Origin of the sequence: Candidatus Njordibacter sp. Uisw_056 (assembly GCF_047730085.1) — a bacterium.
GTDB lineage: Bacteria > Pseudomonadota > Gammaproteobacteria > Pseudomonadales > Balneatricaceae > Njordibacter.
In genome coordinates this window covers 1,727,756-1,746,590 of record NZ_CP159830.1, presented here as the reverse complement: position 1 = coordinate 1,746,590, position 18,835 = coordinate 1,727,756, and the positions used below count along the sequence as shown (strand labels likewise).

Below are 18,835 nucleotides of genomic sequence, written 5' to 3'. Positions count from 1 at the left end.
AAAAAATGCAATTACAAGCCAATGATATTGTTGTCGTAGACGGTGCTCGTTCTGCTATGGGCCGCTGTAAAGGCGGTGTATTTAGAAATGTACGTGCAGAGAACTTATCTGCTGCTGTGATCGATGGCCTTTTTGCCCGCAACCCAGATCTTAACCCTGCTCACGTGGAAGATGTGATTTGGGGTTGTGTAAACCAGACCTTAGAGCAAGGTTTTAACGTTGCCCGCAACGCTTCTTTATTAAGCGTTATTCCGCATACGGTAGCGGCGCAAACAGTTAACCGTTTGTGTGGCTCTTCTATGGCAGCTGTGCACACGGCAGCTCAAGCCATTGCCACAGACAATGGTGACTTCTTTGTTGTAGGTGGTGTAGAACATATGGGTCATGTGGCTATGGGCCACGGTGTTGACATTAATCCCGCGGGTAGCAAGCATGCAGCCAAAGCAGCCATGATGATGGGCCTAACGGCTGAGTTATTAGGAAAAATGCATGGTATTAGCCGTGAAATGCAAGATGAGTTTGCCGTACGTTCGCACCGTTTAGCCCATCAAGCTGCAGAAAACGGGGACTTTGATCATGAAATTATTGCCATTGAAGGCCATGACTCTTTAGGCCGGCTTATTAAAGTAGGCCGTGATGAAGTTATTCGTCCAGAAACTAATCTCGAGTCTTTGGCTAAGCTGCGCCCAGTATTTGACCCGAAGAATGGCACTGTAACGGCGGCTACATCGTCAGCACTTTCAGATGGTGCTTCTGCCATGTTGTTAATGTCTGGTGCCAAAGCTATGGCACTGGGCCTTAAGCCGTTAGCGCGGATTAAATCGATGGCAGTGGCAGGGTGTGACCCCTCAATCATGGGCTATGGCCCAGTACCTGCTACTAAGAAAGCCTTAAAGCGTTCCGGTTTAACCATTGCAGATATTGGTGTAGTGGAACTTAATGAAGCTTTTGCTGCTCAGTCATTACCGGTGTTGAAAGACCTAAAACTGATTGACCAACTTGATGAAAAAGTAAACTTGCATGGCGGCGCCATTGCCTTAGGACACCCTTTGGGGTGCTCTGGTACGAGAATTTCTGTAAGTTGCTTAACACGTATGAAAAAACACGATGTACAGTTTGGTTTGGCCACTATGTGCATTGGCATGGGTCAAGGCATTGCCACAGTATTTGAACGCCTGTAAGTATTGCTTCTACAAACTTCAATAAATTCAAAAGGCTGGTTATCCAGCCTTTTGTAATTTTGTTAGATGATATTGCTTGCTTTTTGTATCAAAAAATGGAATTTTAAAGAATAGGTCCTTCAACTAAGGCTTGACCTTCTCAGATATGTGCCTAAACTTAGGCGCCTTAAAGGTACCGTGACAGATGCGGTGAATACGTAATCATTGGAATTAAATTTCATGGGTAAGTCCCTCGTTATAGTCGAATCACCAGCCAAGGCTAAAACCATCAATAAATACCTGGGTTCAGAATTTATTGTAAAGTCCAGTGTTGGCCATATACGTGACTTGCCAACTAAGTCTCCTCCTGGAAGTGCAGACCCTAAAGCACGCGCAGCCGAGGCTGCAAAAGTACGTAACATGGACCCTGACGATAAGGTCATCTACAAACAAGCCAGATCTCGCCAGCAACTTGTCAGACGCATGGGTATCGACCCTGGGAATGATTGGCGCGCTGACTATCAAATACTGCCTGGTAAAGAAAAAGTAGTAGAAGAGTTACGCCGTCTTGCCAAAGACGCAGACACCATTTACCTCGCAACAGATTTGGATAGAGAAGGAGAAGCCATTGCGTGGCACCTTCGTGAAGCCATTGGAGGTGATCAAAGCCGTTATCAGCGTGTCGTATTTAACGAAATTACTGAAACGGCGATCCAAGCTGCGTTTGCCAATCCGGGCGAACTAGATATGGATCACGTTAATGCGCAACAAGCACGGCGCTTTTTAGACCGTGTTGTGGGCTTTATGGTGTCGCCACTATTGTGGGCGAAAATTGCTCGTGGCCTATCTGCAGGGCGAGTTCAGTCTGTTGCTGTAAAGTTAGTTGTTGAGCGAGAGCGGATTATTCGTGCTTTTGTGCCAGATGAATACTGGGAACTTAAAGCTGATGTCACCAATGTTGAGAACAAGCCACTACTTCTGCAGGTTCATAAGCAAAATGGTAACGAGTATAAACCTGTTAACCAACAACAAAGCGAAGCTGCCGTTGCGGTGCTAGAAAAACAACAGTTTGTTGTTCAACAGCGTCAAGATAAGCCCACCTCAAGCAAACCCTCTGCACCTTACATTACCTCCACGCTGCAACAGGCTGCGAGTACGCGCTTAGGATTTGGGGTGAAGAAAACCATGATGTTAGCCCAGCGGCTTTATGAAGCGGGTTACATTACCTACATGCGTACTGACTCAACGAACTTAAGTAAAGATGCTGTAAGTAATTGCCGTGATTACATTGAAAAGAGCTTTGGCAAAGAGTATCTGCCTGCTAATCCAATTGGTTATTCTAGTAAGGATGGTGCGCAAGAGGCTCACGAGGCCATACGGCCTTCTCAGGTGGCGTTGAAGTCTACTCAACTAAGCAACATGGAGCGTGACTCGGAGCGCCTCTACGAGCTTATTTGGCGCCAATTTGTGGCATGCCAGATGCTGCCTGCTCAATTTACCAGTACTACTATTGTTGTGGAAGCGGGTGACTTTAGCCTCCGCACTCGTGGGCGTATTATGCGTTTTGATGGCTACTCTAGAGTTCAGCCTAGCGCTAGCAAAAAAGATGAAGATTTAATCTTACCTGACGTAAATCAGGGCGATGTGCTGTCTTTGAAACAGCTAACGCCAAGCCAACATTTTACCAAGTCTGCTCCACGCTTTTCAGAAGCTAGCCTTGTTAAAGAGCTTGAAAAACAGGGTATTGGCCGGCCTTCAACTTATGCCAGTATCATCTCTACGATTCAAGACCGTGGTTATGTGATGGTTCAAAACCGTCGTTTCTATGCAGAAAAAATGGGTGATATAGTCACAGACAGGTTGGAAGAGAATTTCTCAGACTTAATGGATTACTCATTTACCGCCAATATGGAACAGCGCTTAGATAGTGTTGCCAAGGGCGAAACTGAGTGGAAACGCCTGCTTAATGCGTTTTATAAAGCCTTTACTCGAAAGTTGAGTATTGCTGAAGCAGAAGATGGCATGCGGGCCAACTCACCAACGCTGACTGACATAGAATGCCCAAGTTGCAGTAAAGCAATGAATATTCGTACGGCGTCTACGGGTGTCTTTTTGGGTTGCTCTGGCTATGCGTTGCCACCCAAAGAACGCTGCAAAGAAACCATAAATTTAATACCTGGTGATGAAGTCGTCGCTGTAGATGCAGATGATGAAGCAGAATCTCGCTTACTGATCAAAAAACGCCGCTGCAAAATTTGTGATACGGCGATGGATGGCTACTTAATTGATGCAAAGCGTAAATTACATGTGTGTGGCAATAATCCAGACTGTAGTGGTTTTGAAGTAGAGGCTGGCGAGTATCGGATTAAAGGGTACGATGGCCCACTTATTCAATGTGATAAATGTGAAGCTGATATGCACCTAAAAACGGGGCGTTTTGGTAAATATTTTGACTGCTCCAATAGTGACTGTAAAAACACGCGTAAACTATTACGCAGTGGTGAAGCTGCGCCACCAAAAATGGATCCAATTCCCATGCCAGAATTAGCATGTGAAAAAGTGGATGACCATTATATTTTGCGAGATGGTGCTGCAGGTTTGTTCTTGGCAGCCAGCAAATTTCCTAAAAACCGTGAAACTCGTGCACCTTTGGTGGCTGAAATTTTGCCTCACAAAGAAGTGCTAGACCCTAAGTACGCCTTTTTACTTAAAGCGCCGGTAAAGGATCATGAAGGTAACCCTTCCATCGTTCGATATAGCCGTAAAACTAAGGAACAGTACGTTATGTCCGAAGTTGAAAAAAAAGCTTCAGGATGGCGTGCTATGTATGTGAGTGGTAAGTGGGTAGAAGATGTGCCGGTGAAAAAGTCTGCTAAAAAAGTAGTTAAAAAGCCGGCTAAAAAAGTAGTTAAAAAAACAGCTAGCGCGAAAAAATAGTATGGCTGTTCAAGACCAATGGCTAAGCGCAAGTCAACACCGGCTGGCGTTTAGCAAACGTTTATGGCAGGATTTGTTGTCTAACTATGGCGACCCAGAGCACCCTCATTATTGGCGGCAGCGGCCCCAGCGTATGGCCTATCAATACGCCATCATTGATCACCTTTTAAATGCTGCAAAATTGCTTACTCAAGCCAGTTTAAAGCAGTTAGCCAATACTCGGTTTGATGATATTACGTTACTCACCTGGGTGGAAATTGAAGCCTTGCTTGTTAAACAAGACTATCTATCCCCAGAAGCTCAGCAAATACTTTTGCTGCTGCAAGAGGGGGATTGGAAGCGATGGATTGAGCTGCAAGAAATAACCGACTTTTCTGTTTTAGCCAAACCACAGACTGAGTCTGAACAATTTATTGTAAGCTATTCAGAAGGTGATTTAACTGACCCAGACCATTGGCCAGTAGCCGGTTGGATCAAACATTTGCAAGCGTTACAAACGTCTATGAGAGATTCTCTGGAGGAGTGGTAACTCAGTACTACTCCACAGAATCATAAGTAGAGGCTAGATGTCTGATTTGAGCTGGTCCAGTACAGCCATGGTGTCTGCATCTTGCTCTTTAATGTTGATAGCCACTCGGTATTGGAAAAAGTTGACAAAGTCGGCTACCTCATCACAAGCAATTAAACAATCATCTCCAACCAGAACCGGCCAGCGAACCACTTGCTCAAGATTAACCATTTGGGCTTGAATGCAGCCATCACTAAACAAACGCCAACTAAATACTTCGGACATTGAAAAGCTGTTAAAGTTATCAGCGGTAAATACGGCGTGGCTACCACATGTATCGGGAAGCTCTTGCACCACAAACACGGTATCGTCTACTTCAAAATCAAAATAATCTGCCGCTGTAATAAGTTCAATGCATTTATGTTCTGGCACCTGAGGCATGTTTTGATCAAGGCCAGGGTCATAATACCCCTGAAAAAAACCTTTTTTAGGGCAGTTTAGGTCTGCACAAATGATTAGCTCGTCAAACCACGGAATCATCCCAGCAAAGGAGCCATCATCCAATAAAGCCCAGAACAAAATTTTAACAGAAAATAATTCTTGGCCAGTTTTAGGGTGGCCATGTTCATTAGAATAGAGCACTTCAAAGCCATCTAGCTCTGGTGCTAATCGCACCACCTGAGGGCGGTGATGGGTTTGGTGCTCTTGGCCACTAAAAAGGTCTATAACCTTGGCGGCGGGTATGGCAGTGGACATGACAGCATCCTCTAAGAAAACTGGATTTAACGATATAATAGTACGATAATGTTTAGCTTAGGTGTTTAGAGTATAGGCAAGGATAGGCGCTTTCTGCAAGTGGAAGACTCAAGTTTATGTAAAAAGCTCAAATCTATAGCCCTTGAGTGAATCAATAGGTACAATGTCCAACGTAATGAAAAGGCTAGGCTTTAATAGTTTAAGATAACAATGACTGATTCTAAGTTAACAAATACAGACACTCTAGAGCTAACTCAGCAACTTTCAGAGCGTATTAAAAATCAACAAAAAATTCTGGTGCAGTCGCAACAGCAGGTTAATGTTCTAAGGCAAGAGCATAGTCAGCTAAAGCAGCAAGTTGAGCATAACCGCAGCCAGATACTTACAGATAATCAAAATCAAGACATTATGACCAGTACTAGCGAATTACCCATCACAGAAATATCTCCTGCCGCAGTGCAAACTGCACCTGCAGAAACAATAAGTTCGATAGTACCCGAGCCAGTTGTGCCAGAGATAAGTGCAGCAGACCGTAAAAAAGCTAAAAGCCGTGCGGCAAATCGTGCAGCGGTTGAGCTGATATGTGAAACCTACCCACAAACCTTCTGCTTTGCTAAACCTAGGCCACTTAAGGTTGGTATTCAAGAAGATTTGGTGGCTGACGGAAAACTGAGTCAAACTAAGATCAAGCGTGGGCTTGCGAGTTATGTGCGAGCTTTTGGATATCTAAAGTCGCAAACGGATGCAGCGCCCCGTATTAATTTGCTTGGTGAAGCTGAAGGTGCAGTGACGGCTGATGAAGCGATTCACGCATTAACTAAGTTGCCGGCGCCACGCAAGCCTAATAAGCCAAGACCCAGCGCTAGAAAGCGCCCTGATCAGGTGCACTCTAAGCCTAAAAAGAGCGCTCAGCCAAAAGACCATAAGCCTGAAGCAAAGATAGAAAAAGCCCCAAGCCCCTTTGATGGTTTAAATGAGGGGCAACGCATGGCGAGCAAATTAGACCTATTGCTTAGTAAAAATAAGAAATAAGTGAGTTGCTTTTACCAAGCCTAAAAAAACCGAGCAATGCTCGGTTTTTTTATATCCTAGACAAACTGATTAGGTGTTATCAGAAATAAATGCTAACAAATCAGATTTAGCCAAAGCGCCTACTTTAGTGCCTGCAACTTCACCGTTGTTAAACAACATTAAAGTTGGAATGCCACGCACACCATAGCGAGCAGCAATTTCGCTATTTTCGTCAACGTTGATCTTGCATACCTTAACGCTGCCTTCAAATTCAGCAGCAACGTCTTCTAGGATAGGCGCTATCATTTTGCATGGGCCACACCAAGGTGCCCAAAAGTCTAGTAATACAGGCACATCTGCATTGGCGACGTCGAGGTCAAAGGTGGCGTCTGTTACCGCGTGAGTTAGTTCGCTCATGGTGTTCTCTTAATTAGGTTGTTTAAGGCTATGATACGTGGTTTTGAAGTAAAACTCAGTAGCATTGAGCCAAGAAAAAGTTACTTTTTAGGTCTGTAAGATGTATATAGTGGCGCTGGCTAATAAATCAACCTAGCTGGGGTGTGGAAAAGGCTTACTTAAAACTCGCCATAAGCGCAGGCTTAACAGCAGTGCTGCCACACTGAGGCCAAAAATGATGCCAATCCAAAATCCTGAGGCACCCATTGCAGGGTAGATGATGTCTGTCATGCCTAATATGTAGCCTAGGGGCAGGCCAGTTAACCAATAAGAAATGAAAATAAGTAATAATGGTTTAGCAGTATCTTTAAAGCCACGTAAAGCACCATTGGCAGCGATCTGTAACGCATCTGAAAACTGGAACAACGCAGCAAAAATAAATAGGCTTGCAGCAATTTCTACCACAATAGGTTCAGTAGTGTAAATGTTTGCTAAGGTGACTGGAAGCAGGAGCATAAGCAAGCAGGTTAAGCTTGATAGACCTAATGCCAGGCCAAAACCAACCAGCACAGAACGTTTCACTTGCTCTGGCAAGTTGCCACCAATGCCGTGGCCTACGCGGATGGTGAGTGCCATGCCAATGCTCAATGGGATCATAAAGCACATGCTGGTAAAGTTGAGAACTAATTGGTGAGCAGCAACAATATCGGCACCCAGCGGTGCTAGCAGTAAAGCGACTATGGCGAACATTGTGGCTTCTATAAAAATAGAAAAACCGATGGGTAAACCCACTTTTAAAATCTTAATTTGAATGCTCAGTTGTGGCCAATTAAACTGGCTAAACATAGCGCACTGGTGGTAAGCAGGCTTAATATAAACATAAATAGCCATGCCAATAACGCTGGCCCACATACTTATGGCAGTTGCCCAACCGCAGCCTTCGCCACCCATTTCTGGGATACCAAAATACCCATAAATAAAGATATAGTTCATGGGGATATTGATCACTAAGCCTAACAAACTAAAATACATCATAGGTTTAGTGATACCTAAACCTTCACTGAAGCTACGCAGGCTCTGCATAATGGCCACAGCCGGCAAACTTAATGCAGCTGCATGCAAATAACGTAAACCGATGCCTTTTATTGGATCCTTAATGTCTAACCAATCAAATAATGGGTCTAAGGCGTATAACAACCCCACAGCTAAGCAGCTTAAGATGGCAGCTAGCCATAAAGATTGCTGCACAAAAGGGCCGATTAGAGTGAGCTTTTTTGCACCGAAGTATTGAGCAACAGTGGGTGTTGTTGCCATGATAGTCCCCATCATCAATATTAATACGGGGAATAACAAGCTAGATCCAACAGCCACAGCAGCTAAGTCTGCTGAGCTATAACGACCTGCCATAATAGTATCAACGAAGCTGGCGCTCATATGTAACGCTTCAGCAATGAGTATGGGAGTACCTAAGCGCAAGAATTGACGTAATTCCTGGCCCATGGCTGCTGCGCTGTAGGTATGGCCCGTTATTTGATGCATTAGAAAAACCAAAGTGTTGGTGGGAAAAAAGATGGGCTATAATAGCCGCTTTGTGCATATTCGGCCATAATTAACTAATGCCTAAACACACTAAATGCCAGTGCCAGCAAATCATTAAGCTGTTTGATGGGTTGTTCGTCAAGTCACTTAACACACGCCTAGTCTGTGCCTTGTGTGATGGGCGCCATGGTAAACTAGATGAGCCCATTTATGAACCAGCTAACGCTCAGTGTGCAGTTCACCAAATAGTATTTGCCCACGGTTACTTTGCCAGCGCTTTGCATGAAATATCACATTGGTGTGTGGCTGGTAAGGCCAGAAGATTACTTGAAGATTTTGGTTATTGGTACCGACCAGACGGACGCAGTCATCAGCAGCAAGCAGAATTTGAAAAAGTAGAGGTTAAACCACAGGCCCTAGAGTGGCTGTTTAGTTTGGCAACTCAGCGACTGTTTGTTGCCAGCGCCGATAACCTAAACGGTGCAGACTGCGATGACTTAGCCTTTAGGTTAGCTGTTTCAGCTCAGGCGCGGGCCTATTTTGCCCATGGGTTGCCACCCGAGGCAAGGCTACTGTTTTTGCAATTACAGCAAACCTATGGTGGCTTCGTCACTCTTGATAAGCTCTACTGGCCAGAAGAAAAACCTACAAATGTTGCTTAAGTAAAGCTACCAATTCGTCTACTGAGGTGCCGTGAGCAACAGTGCTTATAAGCTGACCTTCAGTGCCTATAAGGTATACCCGAGAGGTGTGGTCTACAGTATAGGCTAGTGCAGAGTTTTCTAGTGGGATATGGCTATAGTATGCCCCATACTTTTTTACTATCTCATCAATGGCTTCAATGCTTCCAGTAATACCCAACATTCTAGGGTGAAAGTAGGCACTGTACATGGCCAGATTATCTAGTGTGTCACGGCCTGGATCTACGCTAACAAATAAGGGTTGAATTTGCGCTTCTAGATTGGGTGTTAATTGGCGCATGCTTGCTGCCATGGTGGAGAGCGCAGTAGGGCATACATCTGGACATGAGGTAAAGCCAAAATACATCAACACCACCTGACCACGGTAGTCTTCAAGGCTCACTTCTCCATCCTTAGAACTTAATGTGAAGTCGCCGCCCAAATTAGCATACCCTGCGTTAGCCGTGCTTTGATCAGCCCATGGTGCATATTTAGCTAATAACAGCCCGCCTGAAAATAGCAGCACAAGTGTTAATGCATAAAGTAATTTAGTTGATTGAAACATGATGTCGACTCCAGACTGGTGTAGCTAGTGTTGATAATTGTTAAAAAATGGGCTTTAGGTATAAGTCGTTATTTATGTTGCACGGGTTTAAACCTTTAGGTACCTATAGTCACTAGCAACATAGGTGCCTAACATACGGATGTCTTTAGCAAAATAAGCCAATTCGTCCATGGCTAAAATCATATTGGCGTCGTGTGGATGGGCTTCAGCATCAATGTGAAACTGAGTTGCTACCATTCGCCCGTCTGGGGTATAGCTTTCTAATTTAATTAGGTTAACGTTATTGGTGGCCAAGCCACCCATGGCCTTGTATAGAGCAGAGGGGATGTTGCGTACGGTAAACAAAAATGAAGTGATGTATTTTTGACCGATGACTTGAGTAGGGATTTTATGTTCACGCGATAAGATTAAGAAACGCGTGGTATTGCCCTGAACGTCTTGAAAATTCTCTTGTAGAATAGCTAAATCATACAGCTGTGCGGCTAAGCTAGAGGCGATAGCACCATGACTCAGATCACCTTTTTGGCTCACTTCAAGGGCAGCCCCAGCGGTATCTAGCGTTGCTGTAGGTCGAATGTTAAGCTTTGTAAGGCGTTTATCACATTGAGCCAACGCTTGGGGGTGTGAGCCCACAGTTTTTATCTGCGCTACTGAGCTGTTTTTCAAACCTAATAAACAATGGTTAACCGGTTCATAATGTTCACCAATAACATACAGCGACGTGTGAGGTAGTTGGCGGTAAATTTCTTCTACCCGGCCTGCGGTAGAGTTTTCTACAGGAATCATAGCAATGTGAGCTTCGCCTCGCTCTACCATCGCCATAGCAGCGCTGAAGCTCATGCAAGCACGAGCTTCAAAGTTGGGGAACATCCGTTGGCAAGACAGGTGGGAATAAGCACCTTGATGGCCCTGATAAGCAATAATAGGTGTTACGTGGTTTTGCGTCATTGATTGTGTAATGAAGTGTAAGATAATCCTTAATATACACACATTGTAACAAATCTAATCAATAAATTGTTATCATTAATGGGTGATACATCCTGATTTTTTCGTAACCCTATGACTCCTGCTCGTTTGGCAAAATATAAAGCCACCCTGGCTTGCCGTCAGCTTGATTTAACCATCATTACTGACCAAGTTAATAAAGCTCAAAATATTTCAGCGCTTATTCGTACCTGCGATGCGGTGGGCATACACCGTGCGCATGTGGTCACACCTGCAGGCGGATTTGGTAATCACAAGGGCACAGCCCTTGGTAGCCAAAAGTGGGTAAATATAATGGCTCATGATAATATGAATAGCGCGCTATATACTGCTAAAAAACAGGGTATGCAGTTAGTGTCAGCCCATTTAAGTGATCTGGCTGTCGATTATCGTGAGTTAGACTACACCCTGCCCACAGCACTTATCCTGGGTGCAGAAATGCATGGTGTCAGCCCTTCAGCATTAGCCGCATCAGACCATCAAGTGGTGATTCCTATGTTAGGTATGGTGCACTCGTTTAACGTGTCTGTTGCGGCTGCCATCATATTACTTGAAGCTCAGCGTCAAAGGGAGTTACAGGGCAGTTATAGTCGTCCTCAACTGTTGGGTGCAGACTACGAAAAAACGTTATTTCGTTGGAGTTACCCCAAGTTAGCTGATTTTTGTGATTGCCATGGCTTAGCTTACCCCGCCATGGAAACTGATGGTGATATTGTCAATGTAAACCAATGGCATGCCAGTGCCAAACAAAGTGCTGGCATACATCAAGATTCTACCAACACCTATACCCCCAAAAGCCTAGGAGTAATTTAATGGCCCTGATTAACTTAGTAGCAGATGACACTATATTACTACTTGATGAACTTTTTGGTGACCTAGCACAAATTACTCGGGTTAATGGCCGGTCAATTACCCCGGAACAAGTTGCTAACGCCGATGCGCTAGTACTGCGTTCAACTGCCAAAGTGACTCCAGCCTTGTTGAAGGGCAGCAAGGTGCAATTTGTGGGTACCTGTACTATTGGCACAGATCATCTAGCCACAGACTATATGGATGCTAACAACATTGTGTGGCGTAATGCCCCTGGTTGTAATGCCGCTGGGGTAGTCGACTATGTGATCGCCTGTCTCAACCATGCTTGGCAAACTCTCGGTATTGATCCTCGCTTACGAACTATTGGCATTGTGGGTGCTGGCAATGTCGGTGGACAATTAGCTCTTAGGCTGCAAAAAGCTGGATTTAACCTGCTGCAATGTGACCCACCAAAAGCAGATGCAGGGCATCCTGACTATGTTGAATTAGATGAGTTGTTATCGCGCTGCCAAATTGTGTGTTTGCACACACCGTTGACTAAAACAGGGGCGCATGCCACTGAAAACTTGTTGCATGAAAAACGTATTAAAAGCTTAGCCAAAGGGACCGTGCTAATCAGTGCGGGGCGAGGTGAGGTAGTCGATCAGCAAGCGCTTTTAGAACGCCAAAAAAACGACCATGATTTACATTTGTTTATGGATGTATGGCATCAAGAACCTAATATAGACAAGAGTCTATTTGACTATTGTCATTGTGTGACGCCACACATTGCCGGGCATTCTTTAGAAGGAAAAATGCGAGGTACTTATATGATATATAAGGACTTTTGTGAACACTTCGGGTTGGATTCTAGTCATCAGCTAGATCGCTTAATACCTCAGCCGGATCTATCATCACTACAAGTCAGCCCCAATAAAACAGCTAAGGAAGTCTTAGCTCAAGCTTGTGGTAGTGTTTATCCATTGATGGAAGATAATGCCCGTATGCATGAAGGTAATGATTTTGATTGGTTGCGCAAAAACTACCCCATAAGGCGAGAATTTTCTAGCCTTCAATTGCAAGGCATGACTAACACCGACACTACCACCATGATGATTGGCTTGGGTTTTGATATTTTACATGAGACACCGTAAATGACGTTTAACATCGGTTTAGTGGTTAACCCCCTAGCAGGCTTAGGTGGAAGTGTGGCATTAAAAGGTAGCGACAATGTGGCACCAGAAGCATTAGCCCTTGGTGCTGTGCCGAAGGCTAATGTGCGCTGTATGCAGGCACTAACTGAGTTGGCTGGGCTTGATGTATGCATTTATGCATTTTCTGGTGACATGGGCGCAGATTGTGGCCTAGCTGTTGGTATAACCACTAAGGTGATTGGTGAGGCCAAAACCCAACCTTCACGCGCAACGGACACTATGCTAGCTGCGCAAGCCTTACTAAAGAAAGGGGTGGATTTGCTGGTGTTTGTAGGGGGAGATGGCACTGCAAGAGACCTTTTAAAAGCGATTGGAGACCAAGTGCCTGTTGTAGGTATACCTGCGGGTGTAAAGATTCATTCGGGCGTATATGGCATTACACCCTTGGCCGCAGGCCAAGTGATTGCTCAGTTAGTGAGGGGTGAGCTTGTGAGTTTGCGCAGCCAAGAAGTACGCGATATAGACGAGGAAGAGTTTCGTGCTGGACGAGTAAAGGCTCGCTATTATGGCGAGCTTCAAGTACCTGAGTCGCATCAATATATGCAAGCCACCAAAGATGGTGCTAAAGAAGGTTCCAAAGAAATCGAAGCTTTAGTGTTAGATGATATATCTGCCCATGTAGAGGAACTTATGGAGCCTGGTATTCGGTATATTATGGGTTCTGGTTCTACTGTAGCGGCAATCATGAACTACTTAGACCTAAAAAACACTTTGTTAGGTGTAGACGTTATCGAAGATGGCCAAGTGGTTGCCAGCGATGTTACAGCGCAACAGTTGCTAGCTTTATGCAGGCACCATTCAGCACAGCTTTTCATTACTTTAATTGGGGGCCAGGGGCACGTGTTAGGTCGGGGTAACCAGCAACTTAGTGCAGAGCTGATTAAACATTTGGGGTTGACTAATATTCACATTGTGGCAACCAAAACCAAACTCAAGGGTCTCAATGGTAGGCCACTGTTAGTCGACTCAGGCGACCCGACATTAGACCAAGAGTTGGCGGGCCTAGTGCCTGTGATTTGCGGCTTTCACGACGTGGTTTTGTATCCTCTAGGTAACCCTTAAACACACTGTTACTTGCGTAAGGTGCCCAAGAAAGTAGCAATGCGGCCTACCGCTTCGATTAATTGCTCTTCATAGGGCAAAAATACAATGCGAAAATGTTGACTGTCTGGCAAATTAAAGCCGCTGCCTTGAACCACTAGCACCTTTTGTTGCGAGAGCAAATCAAAGGCGAATTTCTCATCATTCTCTATGTGGTAGATTTCAGGGTCTAAGCGGGGAAATAAATATAAAGCTCCCTCAGGTTTATGGCAACTCACACCTGGCAGGGCGTCTAACATTCGCCAAGCCATATCGCGTTGACGGGTTAACCGGCCCCCTTCACAAGTCAGTTCTTTGATACTCTGGTAACCACCTAACGCGGTTTGAATAGCATACTGACTTGGTACGTTAGAACACAAACGCATACTGGCCAACATATCTAGGCCTTGAATATAGTCTTTGGCCCTATGCTTAGCCCCAGACAATACCACCCAACCAGAGCGGAACCCCGCAGCACGGTATGTTTTAGATAGGCCGTTAAAGCTCATGAACAAAACATCATCTGCTAAGCTTGCCATAGGCGTAAACGTAGCGTCTTCATAAAGAATTTTATCGTAAATTTCGTCAGCAAAGATAATGAGGCCATTTTTACGGGCCAATTCAGTAATCGCTTCAAGGGTTTCCTTGGAATACACTGCCCCTGTGGGATTATTTGGATTGATTACCACAATGCCACGGGTCCGGTCAGTAATTTTGGATGCCATGTCTTCAAGATCTGGCTGCCAGCCGTTATCTTCATCACAGCGGTAATGCACCGGTGTGCCACCAGACAGCGAGGTTGCTGCAGTCCAAAGGGGGTAGTCGGGCGCTGGAATAAGCATTTCATCGCCTTCATTTAACAGGCCCTGCATAGCCATAACGATAAGTTCACTAACGCCATTACCAATATAAATGTCCTCTATAGTGACATTTTTAACGTTTTTACGCTGGCATTCGTGCATCACTGCTTTACGGGCTGCAAACAGGCCTTTAGAATCACAGTAACCTTGCGCATTAGGCAGGTTATGAATCACATCTTGAACGATTTCTTCTGGCGCTTCAAAACCAAATGGAGCTGGGTTGCCAATGTTAAGTTTAATAATGCGACTGCCTTCATCTTCTAGGCGTTTGGCTTCTTCAAGCACTGGACCGCGAATGTCGTAGCATACGTTCATCAGTTTCTGCGACTTGCGTATCATATTCATAAACTTGATCTCGTCGAACTTATAGATTTAATGTGATAATAATAACTTATCATACGTGCTAAAAATCTTTTATAAAACTATAAAAGCGCCACTAAACAGTATCATTTAACCAATACTGACTATTTTTTAACCAAATGCAGGAGCATTGAGATGACTGAAAAAAACACTATCAAGGTAGGTGTCCCTAAATCTGAATCGCAATGGCGTGAGGAATTAAGCCCAGAAGCCTTTGCTGTGTGCCGCCAAAAAGGTACCGAAAGGCCTCATACAGGGCAATATGATCAGCATTTTGAAAGTGGCAAATATCATTGCCACTGCTGCGGTGCAGAGCTATTTTCTAGCCAATCTAAGTTTGACGCAGGTTGCGGGTGGCCCAGCTTTAGTGCGCCAGCAAATGCCCCAGCTGTGAAAGAAGAGGTAGACGTGACCCACGGAATGAGGCGAACAGAAGTAATGTGCGATGCGTGTGATGCCCACTTAGGTCATGTATTCCCAGATGGCCCCCCAGAAACTGGCCTTCGTTACTGCATTAATTCTGTTGCTTTAGATTTTAAACAGACTGACTAAGCCAGTACCTAATTCTGGGCCAAAAAGTTGGCAAGGCTAATGTCGCTAAAGCCACGCTCTAAGCTTGTGCTAAGGGCCTCACTGATGATTTCCTGATTTTTTTGGGCCTCGGGCAAGCTTGGGAATTTGTGGCTGCGTTGAGTTTGGTAATGCCCGGTGTGGCTGCTTCCACCTACTGTGGTGACTAGAGTGATCTTAGCGTCAATACTAACTGTATGAATTAAATTATTGCTTTGGGTGTCATAGCTTAATTGTTCGAGGATTAGCGTAAGCGTTGCCGGTGCTGAAGTGCTAGAACCGTCAAACCCTAGTTGGGTTGCTGCACCTTGAGCGGCAACAAGCAGGGCGCTTGTAATATCGTTCGATATAGTGATCACACTGGAGGCGTCATAAATGCCACCTCGGCTGCCTAAAACGCTGCTAGAGCGACGATCTTCTATAGTTATAGCAAGTGCGCGCCCTTGGCCATAGGCGGGGCCAGAAAGAGCTGCTTGTGGACTTAGCACAATAGACTGCGGGCTTACGGCACAGCCACCCATTAGCAAGCTCAAACTTAAACCTAAGGTAAAAAATAATGGTTTCATGGGCAAATCCTTAATGTCATTCTGTTTTGATGTGAATTATCTTACAAACTAGCCCTAAGACTATTACATCTGCACTTAGGTTCCAAGTGATGTAGCCCAGGTGTAGATTTTTTAATAAATCTGTATGGTTTTTGACCAGTATAAAGAAATATCACTTTTTTTCGCCTAAACGTTTGACACGGCTGAGGAAATCTTTAAAATGCGCATCTCCTTAAGGCAACACCGAACCGGGTTAGCTTAAAGGAAATGCGGAGCGGTAGTTCAGCTGGTTAGAATACCGGCCTGTCACGCCGGGGGTCGCGGGTTCGAATCCCGTCCGTTCCGCCACTTATTTTTCTTAAGCCACCCTTGAACTTGGCTTAAAATGAAAAATTAGTAGCACTTAATACGTTGGGTGATTAGCTCAGTTGGGAGAGCATCTGCTTTACACGCAGAGGGTCGGCGGTTCGAACCCGTCATCACCCACCAAGTGTACGTTGGAAGTAGTCATTTATGCGGAGCGGTAGTTCAGCTGGTTAGAATACCGGCCTGTCACGCCGGGGGTCGCGGGTTCGAATCCCGTCCGTTCCGCCATTTCATGCAACTACTGCACCTTATTAGCCGCTTTAATGCGGTTTTTTTGTGTCTTAAATAAACGCTTTTAAGTAAAGTCTACTCCCACCCATTAGCTCAAAAAACTCACATGACTCCCCAAGCTGCTAAGGTTTATATTGTGTGAGCAGACTTAGTGAGCTGCACTAGTTTAACCTCTGCTGCCATTGGTCATTTTATTTATTGTCTGTTCATGCCATATTTACTAACCAACGCCCTATCGCTTAAATAACAGATATACGCTTAAATACTGCTTTATGGCGCCTGATACCCTTTAAGTTAAGTTTGTCGCAGAGCTATTGAGATATATATTGAAAGAATTAAGCATAAACGTTGATCATTGGCACTTTTTAAAGTTAAAAAACGGGTCATAGGCAATCATGCCAAAATGCTGGGTTTATAATCTAAGCTAGATTATGATTAGGCAAAATAAAGGCATTGGTGTATGAAACTTACAGAGGCACAAAAATGAAGTTTGGCTGGGTAAAATTATTGTTACCAACTTTTTGGACTACCGTGTTGTGCGCAGTAATTGCTCAAGTGGTGTTAGATACTGCACTAGCGCCAAGTTATGCGCCCTCGATTAAAGTCTCATTAAGTATTGGCTATAGTCTCCAACTAACATTTTTTATTTTTGATCGTTTTCTTTATCCAAGTTCTACTAGCTACTGGGTTGGCTTAAGCAAAGGTTGCATTGGTTTATTGTTAGGTATGTGTTTAGGAGGTCTAATAGTTTTTGAAAACCCGTTGTTTTTCTTTAACTACCCTGCTGGAAGCAAGGTATTGCTATTTAGCACGATTATTGCCGTCTTTTCTGGTACATTTACTATTGCAAAAGTGCGTTTGGCTTACCAAGGTAAGCAGATTTCTCAACTTGAGGCCAAGCAGCTTAGGCAAGAGACAATTGCCTTGGGAAACGAGATAGAGTTACTCCAGGCTCAAATTGAACCCCACTTTTTGTTTAACACTTTATCTAATATTGTCAGTTTAATTGAAATTAATCCAAAATTAGCAGAAAACAGCTTAGTTAATTTAACTCGCTTGTTAAGGGTAAAGCTTGATCGCAGCCGTGATAAGAACCATACCCTTGGAGACGAACTATGGTTGCTCAACGCCTATTTAGAGCTGCATAAAATGCGCTTAGGAGAACGCCTAACCTATCAATTCTTACCCATTGGCATTGAAGATGATATATCGTTTACCAGCCTAGAAATCCCTTCACTGTTAGTTCAGCCGCTGGTTGAGAATGCCATTCAGCATGGCATTGAACCGTCAGTTAAAGGTGGTGAAGTGAGCATAGGGTTAGCCTTTAGCGATCATGGACTTCTTATTAAGGTCACCGATACGGGCCTTGGTTTTAGAGCGCTCAGCAGTGCCAATCTAACCTATCACTCCGGTATTGGGCTTAGTAATGTTCGCCGCCGACTGCATGCTATTTATGCAGACAGAGCCGCTTTGAGCATTGTGGATAACGAACCGTCGGGGGCTATCGTGACCCTTACTATACCAATAGAGGCGTGCTAATGCAGACAGCAATGGTGGTTGATGATGAGCCCAATCTTGTTAATTATTTGGTCTCTAAACTTGGGACTTTATGGCCAGAGCTTGAGATTTCTGGCACGGCTAACAGTGGGCTACAAGCCATTGGGTTAGCGCAAAGCCTTAAGCCCGATATAGTATTTCTAGATATTCAAATGCCCGGGTTAAATGGACTTCAAGTGGCTGAAAAATTACCTATAGGTACCAAAATTGTTTTCGTTACAGCTTTTGACCAATATGCTGTTGAGGCGTTTAATGAGTCTGCAGTGGACTACCTTTTGAAACCTGTCAATGACGAAAGGCTTAGTAAGACTGTTCAAAGATTAAAACAGCAAGCCCCAGTGGTGCGTGATGAGCTAGTGGCGCTAGTTAAGACCCTTTTACCAGAAAAAACACCAATGTTAGAGTGGCTACGTGTAGGTATAGAGGACACTACTGAGTTAGTTCAACTTAAAGATGTTATCTATTTCAAAGCAGATCTAAAGTATATTGATGTGGTTACTATCAATAAAACCTATTTAATTCGGCAATCACTAGTGGAGCTAGAGCGGCAGCTTGACCCTAATCAGTTTTGGCGAATTAACCGAGGGTGTATTGTTCGAGTTGATCAGATAGCGCAGGCAAAACGAGATTTCCGTGGGCGTTACGCAATTAGTTTGTATGACCATAAACAAATATTAGTAGGCAGCCAGTCATATAGTTATTTATTTAAAAAGAGCTAAATGGT

18 protein-coding genes and 3 tRNA genes are annotated in these 18,835 nt (G+C 44.4%); 14 read left to right on the top strand and 7 right to left on the bottom strand.

Annotated elements, in window-relative coordinates; all coding sequences use genetic code 11:
* Positions 1-5 precede the first annotated feature (5 nt).
* The 3 genes from fadA (at position 6) to ABXT60_RS08445 (ending at position 4,626) form a co-directional block, all read left to right on the top strand.
* A complete protein-coding gene (fadA, locus tag ABXT60_RS08455; RefSeq protein ID WP_443629713.1) occupies positions 6-1,181 on the top strand; it encodes an acetyl-CoA C-acyltransferase FadA in 1,176 nt (391 codons plus the stop codon).
* Positions 1,182-1,400: 219 nt separating this feature from the next.
* Positions 1,401-4,097, top strand: a complete 2,697-nt coding sequence (topA, locus tag ABXT60_RS08450; RefSeq protein WP_443629712.1) for a type I DNA topoisomerase — start codon at positions 1,401-1,403, stop codon at positions 4,095-4,097.
* Position 4,098: 1 nt separating this feature from the next.
* Entirely contained in the window at positions 4,099-4,626 is a 528-nt protein-coding gene (locus ABXT60_RS08445) for a hypothetical protein (RefSeq protein WP_443629711.1), read from the top strand.
* Positions 4,627-4,659: 33 nt separating this feature from the next.
* Here the strand turns inward: ABXT60_RS08445 and ABXT60_RS08440 are convergent, their stop codons facing one another.
* Complete coding sequence (locus ABXT60_RS08440) at positions 4,660-5,361, bottom strand: hypothetical protein (protein WP_443629710.1); 702 nt, start codon at positions 5,359-5,361, stop codon at positions 4,660-4,662.
* A 210-nt stretch (positions 5,362-5,571) separates the two neighbouring features.
* On the opposite strand from ABXT60_RS08440, the gene ABXT60_RS08435 reads away from it, so the two are divergent.
* Positions 5,572-6,393, top strand: coding sequence for a ProQ/FINO family protein (locus ABXT60_RS08435; RefSeq protein ID WP_443629709.1), 822 nt, complete (start codon positions 5,572-5,574; stop codon positions 6,391-6,393).
* 69 nt (positions 6,394-6,462) lie between these two features.
* Here ABXT60_RS08435 and trxA read toward each other — a convergent pair whose 3' ends face one another.
* Both trxA and ABXT60_RS08425 read right to left on the bottom strand, forming a co-directional pair.
* Positions 6,463-6,789 (bottom strand): thioredoxin TrxA, encoded by a 327-nt coding sequence (trxA, locus tag ABXT60_RS08430; RefSeq protein WP_443629708.1) that lies wholly within the window; start codon positions 6,787-6,789, stop codon positions 6,463-6,465.
* 132 nt (positions 6,790-6,921) lie between these two features.
* Complete coding sequence (locus tag ABXT60_RS08425; RefSeq protein WP_443629707.1) at positions 6,922-8,307, bottom strand: MATE family efflux transporter; 1,386 nt, start codon at positions 8,305-8,307, stop codon at positions 6,922-6,924.
* A gap of 77 nt (positions 8,308-8,384) precedes the next feature.
* Between ABXT60_RS08425 and ABXT60_RS08420 the strand changes: the two genes are divergently transcribed.
* Entirely contained in the window at positions 8,385-8,969 is a 585-nt protein-coding gene (locus ABXT60_RS08420; protein WP_443629706.1) for an elongation factor P hydroxylase, read from the top strand.
* Here ABXT60_RS08420 and ABXT60_RS08415 read toward each other — a convergent pair.
* Both ABXT60_RS08415 and ABXT60_RS08410 read right to left on the bottom strand, forming a co-directional pair.
* Entirely contained in the window at positions 8,953-9,552 is a 600-nt protein-coding gene (locus ABXT60_RS08415) for an SCO family protein (protein ID WP_443629705.1), read from the bottom strand. The two genes, ABXT60_RS08420 and ABXT60_RS08415, sit on opposite strands and share 17 nt — an antisense overlap.
* Before the next feature lie 87 nt (positions 9,553-9,639).
* On the bottom strand, positions 9,640-10,500 hold the full coding sequence (locus ABXT60_RS08410; RefSeq protein WP_443629704.1) for a prephenate dehydratase: 861 nt from the start codon (positions 10,498-10,500) through the stop codon (positions 9,640-9,642).
* Positions 10,501-10,611: 111 nt separating this feature from the next.
* Between ABXT60_RS08410 and trmH the strand changes: the two genes are divergently transcribed.
* Genes trmH through ABXT60_RS08395 form a run of 3 tightly spaced genes read left to right on the top strand, consistent with a single transcriptional unit; the run spans position 10,612 to position 13,604 of the window.
* Entirely contained in the window at positions 10,612-11,349 is a 738-nt protein-coding gene (trmH, locus tag ABXT60_RS08405; RefSeq protein ID WP_443629703.1) for a tRNA (guanosine(18)-2'-O)-methyltransferase TrmH, read from the top strand.
* A complete protein-coding gene (locus tag ABXT60_RS08400; RefSeq protein WP_443629702.1) occupies positions 11,349-12,482 on the top strand; it encodes a 4-phosphoerythronate dehydrogenase in 1,134 nt (377 codons plus the stop codon). Before trmH ends, ABXT60_RS08400 begins: the two co-directional genes overlap by 1 nt.
* Entirely contained in the window at positions 12,483-13,604 is a 1,122-nt protein-coding gene (locus ABXT60_RS08395) for an ATP-NAD kinase family protein (protein WP_443629701.1), read from the top strand.
* Between the two features lie 8 nt (positions 13,605-13,612).
* Here the strand turns inward: ABXT60_RS08395 and ABXT60_RS08390 are convergent, their stop codons facing one another.
* Positions 13,613-14,827, bottom strand: coding sequence for a pyridoxal phosphate-dependent aminotransferase (locus tag ABXT60_RS08390; protein WP_443629700.1), 1,215 nt, complete (start codon positions 14,825-14,827; stop codon positions 13,613-13,615).
* A 150-nt stretch (positions 14,828-14,977) separates the two neighbouring features.
* On the opposite strand from ABXT60_RS08390, the gene msrB reads away from it, so the two are divergent.
* Complete coding sequence (gene msrB / locus ABXT60_RS08385) at positions 14,978-15,394, top strand: peptide-methionine (R)-S-oxide reductase MsrB (RefSeq protein ID WP_443629699.1); 417 nt, start codon at positions 14,978-14,980, stop codon at positions 15,392-15,394.
* Positions 15,395-15,402: 8 nt separating this feature from the next.
* Here the strand turns inward: msrB and ABXT60_RS08380 are convergent, their stop codons facing one another.
* Entirely contained in the window at positions 15,403-15,978 is a 576-nt protein-coding gene (locus tag ABXT60_RS08380) for a YajG family lipoprotein (protein WP_443629698.1), read from the bottom strand.
* 250 nt (positions 15,979-16,228) lie between these two features.
* Between ABXT60_RS08380 and ABXT60_RS08375 the strand changes: the two genes are divergently transcribed.
* The 5 genes from ABXT60_RS08375 to ABXT60_RS08355 all read left to right on the top strand — a co-directional run bounded on the left by ABXT60_RS08375 (position 16,229) and on the right by ABXT60_RS08355 (position 18,830).
* A tRNA-Asp gene (locus ABXT60_RS08375) sits at positions 16,229-16,305 on the top strand.
* Between the two features lie 65 nt (positions 16,306-16,370).
* Positions 16,371-16,446, top strand: a tRNA-Val gene (locus ABXT60_RS08370).
* Between the two features lie 28 nt (positions 16,447-16,474).
* Positions 16,475-16,551 (top strand) — tRNA-Asp (locus ABXT60_RS08365).
* A gap of 486 nt (positions 16,552-17,037) precedes the next feature.
* On the top strand, positions 17,038-18,093 hold the full coding sequence (locus ABXT60_RS08360; protein ID WP_443629697.1) for a sensor histidine kinase: 1,056 nt from the start codon (positions 17,038-17,040) through the stop codon (positions 18,091-18,093).
* Positions 18,093-18,830 (top strand): LytR/AlgR family response regulator transcription factor, encoded by a 738-nt coding sequence (locus ABXT60_RS08355; protein WP_443629696.1) that lies wholly within the window; start codon positions 18,093-18,095, stop codon positions 18,828-18,830. Before ABXT60_RS08360 ends, ABXT60_RS08355 begins: the two co-directional genes overlap by 1 nt.
* Positions 18,831-18,835 lie beyond the last annotated feature (5 nt).